This is a genomic window from Streptomyces sp. NPDC012935 (assembly GCF_042900345.1).
GTDB lineage: Bacteria > Actinomycetota > Actinomycetes > Streptomycetales > Streptomycetaceae > Streptomyces.
Window position 1 is genome coordinate 49464 of sequence record NZ_JBIBBC010000021.1, and the last position, 16611, is coordinate 66074.

Genomic DNA, 16611 nt, shown 5'->3' on the forward strand with positions numbered 1-16611 from the left:
CGGGGTCGGCCGCAACCGTGGAATTTGCGCCCCATGCTTCCCGTTAGCATGGACATCCGCACCGATCAAGGCCATTTGGGGAAGGTGTCATGACTGCCAACGTCGACGGAGTGCCCGGAAAATTCGCAACCCTCGGGCTGACCTACGACGACGTGCTGCTGCTGCCGGGTGCATCCGAGGTGCTCCCCAACGCGGTCGACACCTCGTCCCGCATCTCCCGCAATGTCCGTGTGAACATCCCGCTGCTCTCGGCGGCCATGGACAAGGTGACCGAGTCCCGCATGGCGATCGCCATGGCCCGCCTGGGCGGTGTCGGCGTGCTGCACCGCAACCTGTCCGTCGAGGACCAGGTCAACCAGGTCGACCTGGTGAAGCGGTCCGAGTCCGGCATGGTCACCGACCCCATCACGGTGCACCCCGAGGCGACCCTTGCCGAGGCCGACGCCCTGTGCGCCAAGTTCCGCATCAGCGGTGTCCCGGTCACCGACCCGGCCGGCAAGCTGCTCGGCATCGTCACCAACCGGGACATGGCCTTCGAGACGGACCGCGACCGTCAAGTGCGCGAGGTCATGACCCCGATGCCGCTGGTCACCGGCCATGTCGGCATCTCCGGCAGCGACGCGATGGAGCTGCTGCGCCGCCACAAGATCGAGAAGCTTCCCCTGATCGACGAGGCAGGCGTCCTCAAGGGCCTCATCACGGTCAAGGACTTCGTCAAGGCCGAGAAGTACCCCAACGCCGCCAAGGACGCCGAGGGCCGGCTCCTCGTCGGTGCCGCCGTCGGTGCCAGCCCCGAGGCCCTGGAGCGCGCCCAGGCACTCGCCGGGGCCGGTGTGGACTTCCTGGTCGTCGACACCTCACACGGCCACAACAGCAACGCCCTCAGCTGGATGTCGAAGATCAAGTCGAGCGTGAACGTCGACGTGATCGGCGGCAACGTCGCCACCCGCGACGGCGCCCAGGCGCTGATCGACGCCGGTGTCGACGGCATCAAGGTCGGCGTCGGACCGGGCTCCATCTGCACCACCCGCGTGGTCGCCGGCATCGGCGTCCCGCAGGTCACCGCCATCTACGAGGCCTCCCTGGCCGCGCGCCCCGCGGGTATCCCGCTGATCGGCGACGGCGGCCTGCAGTACTCCGGTGACATCGGCAAGGCGCTCGCCGCCGGCGCCGACACCGTGATGCTGGGCTCGCTGCTGGCGGGCTGCGAGGAGTCCCCGGGCGAGCTGCTGTTCATCAACGGCAAGCAGTTCAAGTCGTACCGCGGCATGGGCTCCCTGGGTGCCATGCAGTCCCGTGGCCAGGGCAGGTCGTACTCCAAGGACCGCTACTTCCAGGCCGAGGTGGCCTCCGACGACAAGCTCGTGCCCGAGGGCATCGAGGGCCAGGTGCCCTACCGCGGTCCGCTGGCCAACGTGCTGCACCAGCTCGTCGGCGGGCTGCGCCAGACCATGGGCTATGTGGGCGCCGCCACCATCGCGGAGATGGAGTCCAAGGGCCGCTTCGTGCGGATCACCTCCGCCGGCCTCAAGGAGAGCCACCCGCACGACATCCAGATGACGGTCGAGGCGCCGAACTACAGCCGCAGCAAGTAGTCGGCAGACTCCTTCGAGGGCGGCCCCGGGTGCACCGGGGCCGCCCTTGTCGTACCCGTCGGCGATACTGGAAGACGCTGAACGCATCAGGGAAAGGCCACAGACGTGACTGAGATCGAGATCGGGCGCGGCAAGCGCGGGCGCAGGGCGTACGCCTTCGACGACATCGCCGTCGTCCCCAGCCGCCGTACGCGGGACCCGAAGGAGGTCTCGATCGCCTGGCAGATCGACGCCTACCGCTTCGAGCTGCCCTTCCTGGCCGCCCCCATGGACTCGGTCGTCTCCCCGGCCACCGCGATCCGCATCGGCGAGCTCGGCGGCCTCGGCGTGCTGAACCTCGAGGGCCTGTGGACGCGGTACGAGGACCCGCAGCCGCTGCTCGACGAGATCGCCGAGCTGCCCACGGAGGCCGCCACGCGCCGCCTCCAGGAGATCTACGCCGCTCCCATCAAGGAGGAGCTGATCGGGCAGCGCATCAAGGAGGTGCGCGACGCGGGCGTGGTCACGGCCGCCGCGCTCTCCCCGCAGCGCACGGCCCAGTTCTCCAAGGCGGTCGTCGACGCGGGCGTGGACATCTTCGTCATCCGCGGTACGACGGTCTCGGCGGAGCACGTCTCCGGTTCGCACGAGCCGCTGAACCTGAAGCAGTTCATCTACGAGCTCGACGTCCCGGTGATCGTCGGCGGCTGTGCCACGTACACCGCGGCCCTGCACCTGATGCGCACCGGCGCGGCGGGCGTCCTGGTCGGCTTCGGCGGCGGCGCCGCGCACACCACGCGCAACGTCCTGGGCATCCGGGTGCCGATGGCGACGGCGGTCGCGGACGTGGCGGCGGCCCGCCGTGACTACATGGACGAGTCCGGCGGCCGGTATGTGCACGTGATCGCGGACGGCGGCGTCGGCTGGTCCGGCGACCTGCCCAAGGCGGTCGCCTGCGGCGCGGACGCCGTGATGATGGGCTCCCCGCTCGCCCGCGCGACCGACGCGCCGGGCCGTGGCCACCACTGGGGCATGGAGGCGGTGAACGAGGAGCTGCCGCGCGGCAAGAAGGTCGACCTCGGCACGGTCGGCACGATCGAGGAGGTCCTGGCGGGGCCGTCCCACACTCCGGACGGCTCGATGAACTTCTTCGGTGCGCTGCGGCGGGCGATGGCCACGACCGGGTACAGCGAGCTGAAGGAGTTCCAGCGGGTCGAGGTCACGGTCGCGGACTCGCAGCACCAGCGCTAGCCGCCGCGCGGTTACGCCGACGTCAGGGAAGGGCCGGTCACCCCGAGTGGGGTGACCGGCCCTTTGCGTGCCCCGTCACAGCCGGTGCGCCGCCCCTGTGGGCGCCGCGCCCCGCGTGTCCAGCAGCAGCTGCGCCTTCACCGACAGGCCCTGCAGGTCGTACGTCCGATGCTGCTGGAGCAAGATCGTCAGGTCGGCGTCCGCGACCGCCTCGTACAGGGCGTCCGCGCGCGGGACCGGGCGGTCCAGGACGTTCCAGGACGGGATGTGCGGGTCGTGGTAGCTGACGCAGGCGCCCAGCTCCATCAGGCGGATCGCGACCTCCTGGGCGGGCGTGGACTGCTGGTCGGCGAGGTCGGGCTTGTAGGTGACGCCGAGCAGGAGGATGCGGGCGCCGCGCGCGGACTTGCCGTGCTCGTTGAGCAGGGTGGCGGCGCGCTGGACGACGTAGCGGGGCATCTGGCTGTTGACCTGCTGGGCCAGTTCGACCATGCGCAGGGTGCGGCCGGCGGGGCCCGCCAGGTCCTGCGGGACGGCGTGGCCGCCGACGCCGGGGCCGGGGCGGAAGGCGTGGAAGCCGAACGGCTTGGTCTCCGCGCAGCGGATGACGTCCCACAGGTCGACGCCCAAGTCGTGGCAGAGGACGGCCATTTCGTTGACGAGGGCGATGTTGACATGCCGGAAGTTGGTCTCCAGCACCTGCACCGTCTCCGCCTCGCGCAGTCCACGCGCGCGTACCACCTTGTCGGTGAGACGGCCGTAGAACGCCGCGGCCGACTCGGTGCACGCGGGTGTGAGGCCGCCGATCACCTTGGGGGTGTTGGCGGGCGTGAAGTCACGGTTGCCGGGGTCGACGCGGCTGGGGGAGTAGGCCAGGTGGAAGTCGCGCCCGGCGCGCAGTCCGGAGACCTCTTCGAGGAGTGGGCGCAGGACGTTCTCGGTGGTGCCCGGGGGCACGGGCGACTCCAGGATCACGGTGGTGTGCGGGCGCAGCCGCGCGGCCAGGGTGCGGGCTGCCCCCTCCACCTGGCTCAGGTCCAGCCCGCCGTCCGCGCCGCGCGGGGTCTGCGCGCAGATGACGGCGGTGCGCACGCGGCCGAGCTCGGCGGGGCTGGTGGCGTGCCGGAAGCCCCCCGAGAGCATCCGGCGCAGCTCGGCGGGGCTGAGGGAGCCGGCCTCGGGCCCGGTCCGGTAACCGAGCGTGGGGATGCCGGCCGCGACGGCGGCCTTCGCCAGGGGCAGGCCGTGCAGGCCGAGTCCGATGACGGCGAGATCTGAGGGCATGGCGTGGGCCGTCCTTCCCAATAACCGAAGCGGTGCAGGTGCGCAAGCCCTGTGGACAGATCGAGGGAGCGCAATGTCAGACTAGGAGTAAATATGACCGATTTACGGCATTGAATGATCGCGTTTCCGTGAGTGTTGTCCACAGGCTGGGGGTGCGTGGTGGCTGAAGCCGGGCAACCCGGTCAGAATTTGGGCATGGGGGGTACGAACCGGGCTTCGCCCGCCGGGTGCGGCCTACGCGACCGATGAGCGGGAGGCAGCGGTGAGGACAGCGACACTGGGGCCGGCGGAGCGCGCCGAGTCACTCGCATCAATGGCCGAGCGTGAGCTGGACCTACTGGTCGTGGGCGCCGGAGTGGTGGGCGCCGGCACCGCCCTCGACGCGGCGACCCGCGGACTGTCCACCGGACTGGTCGAGGCACGTGACTGGGCGTCGGGCACCTCCAGCAGGTCCAGCAAGCTGATCCACGGCGGCCTGCGCTATCTGGAGATGCTCGACTTCGCGCTCGTGCGCGAGGCCCTGAAGGAGCGCGGCCTGCTGCTGGAGCGGCTGGCGCCGCACCTGGTCAAGCCGGTGCCGTTCCTGTACCCGCTGCAGTACAAGGGCTGGGAGCGCCTGTACGCAGGGTGCGGCGTCCTGCTGTACGACGTCATGTCGATGGCCCGCACCCATGGCCGGGGCCTGCCCATGCACCGCCACCTGAGCCGCGGCAACGCCCTGCGCATCGCCCCCGCACTGAAGAAGGACGCGCTGGTCGGCGCCCTGCAGTACTACGACGCACAGATGGACGACGCCCGCTATGTCGCCACCCTGGTGCGTACGGCGGCGGCCTACGGCGCGCAAGTCGCCAACCGCGCGCGCGTGGCCGGGTTTCTGCGCGAGGGTGAACGCGTCGTCGGGGCCCGCGTGAGGGACGTCGAGGGGGGCGGCGAGTACGAGATCCGCGCCAAGCAGATCGTCAACGCGACCGGCGTGTGGACCGATGACACCCAGTCGATGGTGGGTGAGCGCGGACAGTTCCACGTTCGCGCCTCCAAGGGCATCCACCTGGTCGTGCCCAAGGACCGCATCCACTCCTCGACGGGCCTGATCCTGCGCACCGAGAAGTCCGTGCTGTTCGTCATCCCCTGGGGCCGGCACTGGATCGTCGGCACCACCGACACCGACTGGGACCTCGACAAGGCCCACCCGGCCGCGTCCAGCGCGGACATCGACTACCTGCTGGAGCACGTGAATTCGGTACTGGCGGTGCCGCTGACACGGGACGACGTGGAGGGCGTGTACGCGGGACTGCGGCCCCTGCTGGCCGGCGAGTCGGACGCCACCAGCAAGCTCTCGCGCGAGCACACCGTGGCCCACCCCGTGCCCGGTCTGGTCGTGGTGGCCGGCGGCAAGTACACGACGTACCGGGTGATGGCCAAGGACGCGGTGGACGCGGCCGTGCACGGGCTCGACATGCGGGTCGCCGAGTGCGTCACCGAGGACACTCCGCTGCTGGGCGCGGAGGGGTACCGGGCGATGTGGAACGCGCGTGCGCGGATCGCGGCTCAGACGGGGATCCACGTCGTGCGGGTGGAGCACCTGTTGAACCGGTACGGGGCGCTGGCCGAGGAGGTGCTCGAGCTCATCGCCGCCGATCCTGCGCTGGGCGAGCCCCTGCAGTCCGCCGACGACTATCTGCGTGCCGAGATCGCGTACGCCGCCTCGCACGAGGGGGCTCGGCATCTGGACGACGTGCTGACGCGGCGGACGCGCATCTCGATCGAGACGTTCGACCGGGGGACGCGGTGCGCGCGCGAGGCGGCCGAGCTGATGGCGCCGGTGCTGGGTTGGGACAAGGACCACATCGAGCGCGAGATCCAGCACTACGAGAAGCGGGTGGAGGCCGAGCGGGAGTCGCAGCGGCAGCCGGACGACCTGACGGCGGACGCGGCGCGGCTGGGGGCGCCGGACATCGTGCCGCTGTAGCACCTCGGGTAGCCGCTGCAGCACCTCGGGTATGGGCCGACGGGGTCGCGGGTCCCTGGACCCGCGACCGCCGGAGCTTCGGTGGGGGCGGCGGGACATCACCCGAACGGGCTACGGGGGCCGGGATCTCTGCTCGAAACTCGGCCGTTCTATCAGGTGCGAGGGCAGAATTCGGCGGCGAGCAGCCGGGGTTCGAGGCCGGGGTCTGCGATCGCCGTCGTGTTCACCCGGAAGGTCAGGACGCGACGACCGCCGACGGTGGCCGCGGAGCGCACGTAGCTGCCGGATATGCGCCCGTTGTGCCCCCATACGACGGTGCCGCACGGCAGCTTCACGGGGAAGAGTCCCATGCCGTACGAGCCGTGCGCGGCACGGGTGTCGAGCATCTCGCGCAGCCACCGCGGGGGCAGCAGGCGGCCGTCGAGCAGCGCGGCGTAGAAGCGGTCGAGGTCGGTGAGCGTGGTCACCAGCTCGCCGGCGGCGCCGGCCACGCGCGGGTCGAGTGCGGTGACATCGGTCCCGTCGGTGGCGTAGGCGCGGCCGTGCGGGGCGGGGAGCGAGATGCGGGAGCCAGGGAAGGAGGTGCCGGTCAGACCCAGCGGAGCTATGACACGGCGTTCGGTCTCGGCGGCGTAGGAGCGGCCGGTGACCTGCTTGATGACCAGGCCGAGCAGGACGTAGTTGGTGTTCGAGTAGGAGTAACCGCCGGGGCGGGCAGGAGGGTGGGTGAGTGCGATGCGGACTGCCTGAAGTGGAGTGACGGGGGCGGTGCCCCCGGAGGCGGCGGTGAAGTCGTACAGACCGCTGGTGTGGGTCAGCAGGGAACGAAGGGTCAGCGCGCGCCCGTCGTTGCCCGCCCCGCGTACCAGGCCCGGCAGGTGCTGCTCCACCGTGTCGGCCAGGGACAGACGTCGCTCGGCGGCCAGTTGGAGGACGACCGTCGCGACGAAGCTCTTCGTGATGCTTCCGGCGCGAAAGCGGTCGGTGCGGGCGACGCCCCGGCCGGCCTGGGCATAGCGGGTGCCGCCGTCCTCGCGGGCCAGCAGGGCCGCGGCTGGGGCTTTGCCGCGGGTGACCAGCAGGGACAGCAGGGTGTTTGTCGCCGGCGCCCTGGAGGTCGACGAGGCGGTGCGTGCCGACGAGGAGGTCGAGGACGTCGCGGATTGGCCGAGAAGGGCCGGGGACACGAGGCAGAGGACAGTCAGGCACACAGGTATGGCCAGTAGTGTCCGGAGCAGTGGCATCGCCGTTCGCGCCATGCGGGGTCCTTCCCTTGTCGCGGGTCATCATGCCGGGCAAGCGGAACCTGTGATTCACCGGGCCTCGGGTGTGCGGTGCCCGGGCGGCTCGGGCCGTGCGGTCGGGTGACGACGCGTGAGGCACCCTGGGCGTCGGGCACTTGTCGGGTGAGAGACAATGGAGGCTCTGTCAGGGCGGGTTGTATGAGGGGACGCATGTCGGAGGCGGAGCGGGCGGGGACATCTCGTCAGGACACTCGTCAGGACGACCGTGAGCGTCTCCTCGCGGGGCGGTACCGGCTGGGAGGAGTGCTCGGCCGGGGCGGCATGGGCACGGTGTGGCGCGCCGTGGACGAGACTCTGGGGCGGACCGTCGCCGTCAAGGAGTTGCGGTTCCCGTCGAACATCGACGAGGAGGAGAAGCGGCGGCTGATCACGCGCACTCTGCGTGAGGCCAAGGCGATCGCCCGGATCCGCAACAACAGCGCGGTCACGGTGTTCGACGTGGTCGACGAGGACGACCGGCCATGGATCGTGATGGAACTCGTCGAGGGCAAGTCGCTCGCCGAGGTCATCCGCGAGGACGGCCTCCTGGAGCCCAAGCGCGCGGCCGAGGTCGGCCTGGCCGTCCTCGACGTGCTGCGGTCCGCGCACCGCGAGGGCATCCTGCACCGCGACGTGAAGCCGTCGAACGTCCTGCTGGAGTCCGACACCGAGCGGGTCGTCCTCACCGACTTCGGCATCGCCCAGGTCGAGGGCGACCCCTCCATCACCTCGACCGGCATGCTCGTCGGCGCGCCCTCCTACATCTCCCCGGAGCGGGCCCGCGGCCACAAGCCGGGCCCCGCGGCCGACCTGTGGTCGCTGGGCGGGCTGCTGTACGCGTCGGTCGAGGGTGTGCCGCCGTACGACAAGGGCTCCGCGATCGCGACGCTCACGGCGGTGATGACGGAGCCGCTGGAGGAGCCGAAGAACGCGGGACCGCTGAAGGACGTCATCTACGGTCTGCTCACCAAGGACCCCGCCAAGCGGCTCGACGACGCGGGTGCGCGGGCGATGCTCAACGCCGTCATCCATGCGCCGGCGGCCAAGTCCGAGCCGGAGCCGGCGGACGCGACGAAGGTCGTGCCGCTGCCGCCGCAGCCCGACGCGCGGGAGAGCAAGGGCCGTTCGGGTGCCGGGGCCGGCAAGCGGGGCGAGGAGGCCGGGGAGCGGTTGCGCGGGGCGCTGCGTTCCGTGCGCAAGGCCGCGGTGAGCGCGGGGGCGGCCGGGGCGGCTGCCGCTCGTACCAAGTCCGGGAGCGAGACGGTCGCTTCGGGGTCCGACGGGGCGGAGGCCGGTGGGTCGTCCACGGGAGTGGGCGGGGCCGGAGCGTCGACGAAGGCTGGGAGTTCCGGCCGGGCTTCCGGTGCTGGGGCTTCCGGCTCCGGGGCTTCCGGTGCTGGGGCTTCCGGTGCGGGTGCTGGTTCGACCGCCGGTGGCCTTGCTGGTGCTGGTGCTGGTGCTGGTGACCGGGCCGGTGCCGGTGACCGGGGCGGAGAGCGGGACGGGCAGGCGGCGAACGGAGAGGGTTCGGGGGGCAGTTCGGGGTGGCCCAAGATGGCGCCGCCGGATCTGCCGTCGCGTCCCGTGCCGAGGGCGCCGCTCACCGACGTGGTGCCGAAGCGGACGCTGGCGATCATCGCCGTGGCCGTGGTGGTTGCCGTGATCGGTGTGGTGCTCGCCCTCACGCTCGGCGACGACGACTCGACCGGTGCGGCCAGTGGTGGCGGTGCCAAGGCTTCCGCCAAGGCGAGCGCGAGTTCCGACACCAAGAAGGACGACAGCGACAAGAGCCGTACGGACGGGGAGAAGTCCGCGTCGGCCGGGTCGGGGTCGGGGTCGGGTTCCGGGACGGAGAACGGGAGCACGCCGAGCGCCGGGGCGAGCGCGACCGGCGGGAGCGATGCCGGGGCCGGATCCGGGAGCAAGCCCGCGTCGACGCACAACGGGAGCCAGGGGTACTCGCTCGGGCTGCCCGAGGGATGGAAGTTCCAGTCCACCGGGTCGGCGGGCGACCGGTTCACCGGGCCCGACGGGCAGAAGCTGCTCGTCGCCTGGACGTCCACGCCGAAGGGTGACCCGGTCGCGGACTGGAAGGACCAGGAGCAGTACATGCAGCGCTCCGAGTACAAGAAGATCCGGATAGAGGAGGTGGACTACCGCGGTTGGAACACGGCCGACTGGGAGTTCACCTATACCGAGGGCGGGACGGCGTACCGGACGATCGACCGAGGGTTCGTGGTGAACGAGCAACTCGGATATGCGCTGATGTACACCGCGAAAGCCGCCAACTGGGACAGTGACCTGCGTAAGGACACGTGGCAGATGCTGACGGACTCGTTCAAGCCGAAGTCGTGAAGTGAGCGGATTTCGGTTTGGGCTCGCCAAGGGCGCGATTGGGCCGTGAGATCCGGCAACCCCTCTTTGCGAGTTGCCTCCGGCACGTATCGTGAGTGCTTGCGGACCGTACGCATCCAGTCGTGCGTCCGGAACGGGACGCAAGGCGAACGGAATTGACCAACCGGGCGGCCGGGGGAGGCAACGTGGACGACTACGCGGGTCGGGTACTGGCCGACCGCTACCGCCTGCCGCTGCCGCCCTCCGACGAGTACGAACTCACCGAGACGCGCGCCTTCGACACCTACAGCGGGCAGGAAGTCCTGGTCCGGCAGGTGCCGTTGCCGGAGGTCGTCGAGGCGGAGGTGCTCGACGCGGAGGGGCTGCCCGACGGTTTCACGGCGCGTGACGCGCGCGAGCGCGGGCCCGGGCGACGTCCGTCGGCGCGTTCGAGCACGCGGCGGCCCAGCGATCCCGCCGTGCGGCGGGCGGTCGAGGCGGTGCAGGCCGCGGCGCGGATCCCCGACCATCCGCGGCTGGACCAGGTCTTCGACGTGTTCGCCGAGGGCGGTTCGCTGTGGATAGTGAGTGAGTTGGTGGGTGCGCGCCCGCTGGCCGCGCTGCTCGCCGAGAAGCCGCTGACGCCGTACCGCGCCGCCGAGGTCGCCTCCGACGTCCTCATGGCGCTGCGGGTGCTGCACGCGCACGGTTGGGTCCACCGGAACATCACCGCCCGCACGGTGCTCGTCTGCGACGACGGCCGGGTGATGCTGACCGGGCTCGCGGTCGGGGCCGCGGAGGAGGCGCTGTGCGGGTACGACCCGGTGCCGGCCGAGGACGGTGCCGGAGGCGGCGCCGTCGGGACATTCGGTGGCGGGGCTGCTCCGGGCGGAGACTTCGGCGGCGCGGGTGGTCCCGGCTCACCGGGCCAACATGCCGGCGGGACCGGGACCGGGACCGGGGCCGGCGCTGCCGGCGTGGATCCCGAGGCTGCCCGGCGTGCAGCCATCGAGGCGCGTGTCACCGAGGGGCTGCCGCTGCCGGCGGCCGAGGCGAGCCCCGGGGCGGGAGCCTCGGGCGCGGCACCGGGCGGCGCCCTAGAAACCGGTGGGGACATCAGGGCCGCGCGAGCCGGAGCCATCGCCGCGTATCGGGCGGGCGCCCGTGCGGCGGCCCGGGTGCAGGAGGCGCAGAACGGGCGGGCGGCGTTGCCCGCGGGGCGCCCGGCGGCCGAAGGCGACCGTGCGGCCCAGGCCAACGGCTCGGCGCAGCAGCCGTACCACTCCGGCAACGGCATCACCACGCCTCCGGGCCAGATCGCCGACCCGTACGGCACGCGCACCACGGCCTGGCACGGCGCCGCGCCGCGCAGTGCGGCCGGTGGAGCGGCGCCGGACGAGGGCCGGGGCCGTACGGCACTTCCGCCGGCGGGGCCGGACGCGCAGCCCGGGGCCCCTGGCGCCCCGTATGACACACGTGTGCCCGCGCCGGGCGTCGGTGGCTACGCCACGGGTGGCATGCCCGCTCCGGGATGCGAGGCGACTCCTGCCGTGGGTGCCCCCGCTTCCGCTCCCGGCGGCAGCGGCTTTCCCGCGCGGGGCGTACCCACGCCCGGCGCCGGCGGTTTTCCCGGACCGGGCGTTTCACCGGGCGCACCTGCCCCCGGCACCCCGGGCCAGGCCGCGCGCGGTGTCCCCGCCCCGGCCCCCGTCGGCGACTCCGCCCACGCCGCGACCCGCTGGGGCGACCTCGTGGCCGGTACTCCCGCCCACCGGGGTCCCACCACCGCGCTCGCCGCGGAGCGAGCACGGCAGGCGCGGATGGCTGTGGTCGGGCCCGTGACCGAGCGGTGGGCACCGGAGCAGGCCGGGCCGGTGCACGAGAACTGGCAGCTGGCGGCGCCGATCGGTCCCGCGACCGACCTGTGGGCACTGGGGGCGCTGCTCTTCCGGGCCGTACAGGGGCATGCGCCGTATCCGGAGGAGTCGACGGCCGAGCTGGTGCAGATGGTGTGCGCGGAGCCGCCCGCCTTCGCCGAGGAGTGCGGACCGCTCAGGCCGGTCGTGGAGTCGTTGCTGCGTCAGGACCCCACCGAGCGCCTCGACTTCGAGGAAGTGCGCGGCTGGCTGCGCTCGCTCGTGCGGTCCGCGCCCGAGCCGGAGGCCGGTGCGCATGTCGTCGCTGCCCCGCCGGCCGACCCGAACCGGCTGCCGATCGTGCGGCGCCGGGGCGAACTGGTGCGCCGGCGCCGGGCCGGGCTGCCCGCGCATCACGGGCGGCACAAGCGGGCCAAGCAGGAGCCGGCGTCTTCGCCGCGCAGGCTCGGACGTACGTTGCTGGTGCTCGTCCTGCTCGGCATGGCCGCGGCGATCGCGTACGCCATGCTGTTCATGCCGAAGGCCGACCAGGGCGACGGCGCCACTGCGGACGCCGATCGCACCGGCGCGGCCGGACAGGCGAGCGAGGCTCCCGACCGGTCCGCCGACGCGAGCAGCGAGCCGCGGCCCGACCAGACTTCCCCGGCGTCCGACAACAGCCCTTCGGAGTCGGCCGGTTCGACTGAGACGCAGACGAACGGCCCCGAGGTCCCGGACGGCTTCACCCTGTACAAGGACTCGGCCGGGTTCCAGGTCGCCGTGGCCAACGGCTGGGACCGCACGCCGGAGAACGGGCGCGGGCAGGTGGTGTACGCGCACGGCGACTTCGACCTCATCGTCGTACCGGGCCGGGACACCACGGCGCAGTACGGCAGCGACCCGATGGTCTACCAGCGGGAGCACGAGCGGGAGTTGCAGCCGTACCGGGACTCCAGCTGGGCCTCCTCCAGTGGGCTGAAGACCATTCAGGTGGGCGAGCGGACGATGGCCGAGGGGCAGTTCACCTGGACCGACGACCAGGGGCGCGAGATCTTCGTGCGCAATGTCGCGATCCTGATCGACGGGAAGTACCACGTCGTGCAGGTGCGCGGCCCGGAGGCCGAGCGGGACGAGGTGACGCGGCTGTTCGAGCAGGCGTCGGCGTCCTATCAGGTCACCGGCTGATTTCCGGCGCAAACCCTGTGTGACAGGGGCTTGGTGGTTGCTTCGCCGCGGCGAAAGCGACAACCATCACAGTGGGGTCTCCTTGGCACCCCCGTGGTTCCCGTCGAGTCGACCGGTCCTTAACCTGACCCTGTCAAGAGCATTGCGGGGCAACGTGAATCAGATGCAGGGCCAGCTCATTTCGGGCCGCTACCGGCTCGCCGACGCGATCGGCAGCGGCGGCATGGGCCGGGTGTGGCGTGCGCATGACGAGGTGCTGCATCGGGGCGTGGCGATCAAGGAGCTGACCGCCGCGCTCTACGTCTCCGAGAGCGACCAGGAGCGGCTGCTCGCCCGCACCCGCGCCGAGGCGCGCGCCGCCGCGCGCATCAACCACTCCGCCGTCGTCACGGTGCACGACGTGCTGGAGCACGACGGCCGGCCGTGGATCGTGATGGAGCTGGTCGAGGGGCACTCCCTGGCCGACGCGGTCAAGGAGAACGGACGTGTCGAGCCGACCGAGGCCGCCCGTATCGGCCTGTGGGTGCTGCGGGCGCTGCGCGCCGCGCACTCCGCGGGGGTCCTGCACCGCGACGTCAAGCCCGGCAACGTCCTGCTCTCCGAGGACGGCCGCGTCCTGCTGACCGACTTCGGCATCGCCCAGATCGAGGGCGACTCCACCATCACGCGCACCGGAGAGGTCGTCGGCTCCGTCGACTACCTCGCCCCCGAGCGCGTCCGCGGCCACGACCCGGGCCCCTCCTCCGACCTGTGGGCGCTCGCCGCGACGCTCTACACGGCCGTGGAGGGCCGCTCGCCCTTCCGCCGGACCTCGCCGCTGGGCACCATGCAGGCCGTTGTCGAGGAGGAAGCCGCCGATCCGCAGCACGCCGGCGCGCTCGCGCCCGTGATCAGCGCCCTGCTGCGCAAGGATCCGGCCACCCGGCCCGGCGCCGCCGAGGCCGAGCAGATGCTGGCCGAGGCGGCGGAGGGACGGCGGCCCAGCGCGGCGCAGGTGTACGTCCCCACGCAGCACACGCGGTACGAGCCGGAGGCGCGCACGGGGTCCGGGCCCGCCGGGGCGCCCGTGCCCACCGGGGCGCAGACGGCGGTGACCGGTACGCCGTACCCGCCGATGAACGGGCCCACGACCATCGGCCCGCAGTACGCCACCCCGGGCACCGGCACGGGTGCCGCCCCCGCCCGGCCGCCGCGCAGACGCCGTCGGCTGCGCACGCTCGCCCTCGTCGTCGCGATCGCCGCGATCATCGGCGGGGGCACCGCTGTGGTGCTGCACAGATGGGGCCCGGGGAGCGGGGGCACGCCCGCTGCTTCCTCGCCCGGCTCCACGTCGAGCGAGACGGCGCGCCCGGAGGCCGGCGTTCCGTCGTCCTGGAAGCGCTACGAGGACCCTCTCGGCTTCAGCCTCTACCTGCCCACGGGCTGGGAGCGGGAGGTGGTCGGCAAGGAGGTCGACGGCCTGAAGCAGGTCGACTACACGCCTGACGGGGGCGAGCACTTCGTCCGCATCGCCGTCGACACCTCGCCCGACTTCGCGAAAGCCTACGACCACATGCGTGACCTGGAGGACCAGGTGGGGCAGAAGCTGGTCGACTACCGGACCGCGTATCTGAAGGAGAACCTCTACCGCGACCGCGAGGGCGCCCTGTGGGAGTACACGTGGACCGCGCTGGCCAAGGACACCCCGTTCCCCGGCCCGCGCCGCGCCATCGACCAGGCGTACATCGACCGGGACGGCACGGAGTACGCGATCTACATGTCCTCGCCCGAGCCGGACTGGGCAACGGCACGCAAGCAGTTCACGGCGGTGCTGCAGGGGTGGCAGGCGAGCGGCGCCGGCAGCTCCTGAGTTCCTGAAGCTGCCTGGGCCTTGCGGGCCTTGCGGGTGGGAGGCTTGCGGGGGCACCAGGAGGCTTGCGGGGCGGTCGGACCTTCCTGGGGTGCGGGGCCCGATGCTTCCGCGGCGCGCGGCTCCCGTGAGTTCTCGCTGAGTGCCAGGCCGGAGGTGCCTGGCGCGCGGGGGCCGAGGCATTGCGGGCCTCCCCTGCTCCCGAGGCTACTCGTGGCGTACGGCATCCGACGCGGAGCGCGCGTCTCCCGCGTCCTTGCGGCACGCGCGCCCGAGCCCCTCACAACCCCCCGCGCTGAACCCAACCCCACCGGCCCGGCACCCAAGCCCCCCGCCCCCGGCGAGCGTCCCGCGGCTTTTGAAACCCTTTGCTGCTTTGCATAGTTGGCCGATCGGCGCCCCGGAGTCGATCCGTCCGGTGCTGCATGATGGGGCGCATGGGGACCGAGGGAGCCAACTTCCGTGTGATCGCGGGGCGTTACCGTCTCGAGGCGAGGCTCGGTCGCGGCGGCATGGGTGTCGTATGGCAGGCGACCGATCAGTTGCTCGGACGAAGGGTGGCCGTAAAAGAGCTCCCCCTCGACGAGACGCTCTCCGCGGACGAGGCACGGCGGGCGCGTGAGCGCACGTTGCGCGAGGCCCAGGCGGTGGCGCAGTTGAGCCATCCGCACGTCATCGTCGTCCACGACATCCTGGAGGACGACGAACGCCCGTACATCGTGATGGAACTGGTGGACGGAGACTCCCTCGCCGACCGGATGGCGGCGCACGGCCCCGTGGACGCACCGGAGGCCGCCCGGATCGGCGCCGACCTGCTGAGCGCGTTGCAGACGGCCCACGCGGCCGGCGTCCTGCATCGCGACATCACTCCGGCCAACGTGCTCATCGAGAACGGCACCGACCGCGTCGTCCTCACCGACTTCGGCATCGCCCAGGTGGCCGGAGCGACCACGCTCACCGAGTCCGGGGCCTTCGTCGGCTCGCCCGAGTACACCGCGCCGGAGCGGATGTCCGACTCCAGGACCGGGCCGGCGTCCGACCTGTGGTCGGTGGGCGCGCTGCTGTGCGCGGCCCTGAGCGGTGAATCGCCTTTCCGGCGCGACTCGTTGAGCGGCATCGTGCTCGCCGTCGTGTCCGACGAGATATGTCCGCCCACGCAGGCGGCGCCGATCCTGCCGGTCGTTCAGGGGCTGCTGGAGCGGGATCCGGGTCTGCGGCTGGCCGCGGAGGCAGCCGAGCGGATGCTGCGGGAGTTCCTGGAGACGGGGCGCATGCCTGCGGAGAAACGGTTCGGCAGGTCCGCCGTGCGCACGGTCCGCGGTGGGGAGAGCCCGTACTCGACGCGCAGCAAGCTGGCCACCGTCGTGCTGGTCGCCGCGATGGCGGTCGCTGGGGTGTCGGCGGCGGCCCTGCTGGTGAGTCGGGGCGGGGACGGGGGTGTGGTGCCGCCCAGCTCGACGCCGGGGACGTCGGCCGGGCCGACCGGCACCCCGAGCGCCTCGGGGACGTCGGCCGGACCGACCGGCACACCGAGCGCCTCGGGGACGTCGGCCGGGCCGACCGGCACACCGAGCGCCTCCAGCCGACCCGGTACGCCGAGTTCCTCCGGCAGCCCCGGTACGGCGAGCCCGTCCGCCAGACCCGGTACGACGAGCCCGTCCGGCAGACCCGGTACGACGAGCCTGTCCGGCAGCCCCGGTACGGCGAGCCCGTCCGCCAGACCCGGCACGGCGAGCCCGTCGGGCAGGCCCGGTACGGCGAGCCCGTCGGGCAGGCCCGGTACGGCGAGCCTGTCCGGCAGACCCGGTACGGCGAGCCCCGCCACCAAGCCCGGCGCGGCCACCCCCTCCGGCACACCCCGCCCCCGCCCGTCCAGCACCCTCACCACCCCCCTCTCACCCCGCGCCACCTCCGCCTCCGCACCCCTCGCGCCGACCAACCTCGGATAAAGCGGAGATAAGTTGCGAGCTGAGTCACGGCTCTGTGACCGGAAAGCGTTCCCGCTGGATACCCAGGCGCTTGCCGC

The 16611-nt window shown here is 72.2% G+C and carries 9 protein-coding genes; 7 read left to right on the plus strand and 2 right to left on the minus strand.

The annotated features are described in order from the left end of the window. The first annotated feature begins 89 nt into the window (after positions 1-89). Together guaB and ACFY5C_RS35480 are read left to right on the plus strand one after the other, a co-directional pair. On the plus strand, positions 90-1595 hold the full coding sequence (guaB, locus tag ACFY5C_RS35475; protein ID WP_389452560.1) for an IMP dehydrogenase: 1506 nt from the start codon (positions 90-92) through the stop codon (positions 1593-1595). Between the two features lie 105 nt (positions 1596-1700). Then, on the plus strand, positions 1701-2825 hold the full coding sequence (locus ACFY5C_RS35480) for a GuaB3 family IMP dehydrogenase-related protein (RefSeq protein ID WP_389452563.1): 1125 nt from the start codon (positions 1701-1703) through the stop codon (positions 2823-2825). Between the two features lie 75 nt (positions 2826-2900). On the opposite strand, the gene ACFY5C_RS35485 is transcribed toward ACFY5C_RS35480, so the two are convergent. Further along, positions 2901-4109, minus strand: coding sequence for a nucleotide sugar dehydrogenase (locus ACFY5C_RS35485; RefSeq protein ID WP_389452566.1), 1209 nt, complete (start codon positions 4107-4109; stop codon positions 2901-2903). A gap of 262 nt (positions 4110-4371) precedes the next feature. Between ACFY5C_RS35485 and ACFY5C_RS35490 the strand changes: the two genes are divergently transcribed. Beyond that, positions 4372-6078 (plus strand): glycerol-3-phosphate dehydrogenase/oxidase, encoded by a 1707-nt coding sequence (locus tag ACFY5C_RS35490; protein ID WP_389452569.1) that lies wholly within the window; start codon positions 4372-4374, stop codon positions 6076-6078. A 152-nt stretch (positions 6079-6230) separates the two neighbouring features. On the opposite strand, the gene ACFY5C_RS35495 is transcribed toward ACFY5C_RS35490, so the two are convergent. Then, positions 6231-7322, minus strand: coding sequence for a serine hydrolase domain-containing protein (locus tag ACFY5C_RS35495; protein ID WP_389452753.1), 1092 nt, complete (start codon positions 7320-7322; stop codon positions 6231-6233). Positions 7323-7532: 210 nt separating this feature from the next. Between ACFY5C_RS35495 and ACFY5C_RS35500 the strand changes: the two genes are divergently transcribed. The 4 genes from ACFY5C_RS35500 to ACFY5C_RS35515 all read left to right on the plus strand — a co-directional run bounded on the left by ACFY5C_RS35500 (position 7533) and on the right by ACFY5C_RS35515 (position 16534). Continuing rightward, positions 7533-9716, plus strand: coding sequence for a serine/threonine-protein kinase (locus tag ACFY5C_RS35500; RefSeq protein WP_389452755.1), 2184 nt, complete (start codon positions 7533-7535; stop codon positions 9714-9716). Positions 9717-9901: 185 nt separating this feature from the next. Next, on the plus strand, positions 9902-12736 hold the full coding sequence (locus ACFY5C_RS35505; RefSeq protein ID WP_389452571.1) for a protein kinase: 2835 nt from the start codon (positions 9902-9904) through the stop codon (positions 12734-12736). A 163-nt stretch (positions 12737-12899) separates the two neighbouring features. After that, on the plus strand, positions 12900-14585 hold the full coding sequence (locus tag ACFY5C_RS35510; RefSeq protein WP_389452574.1) for a protein kinase: 1686 nt from the start codon (positions 12900-12902) through the stop codon (positions 14583-14585). A gap of 437 nt (positions 14586-15022) precedes the next feature. Continuing rightward, positions 15023-16534 carry a protein kinase gene (locus ACFY5C_RS35515; RefSeq protein WP_389452576.1) on the plus strand — a complete coding sequence of 504 codons (1512 nt, stop codon included), beginning with the start codon at positions 15023-15025 and terminating at the stop codon, positions 16532-16534. The last annotated feature ends 77 nt before the right edge of the window (positions 16535-16611 follow it).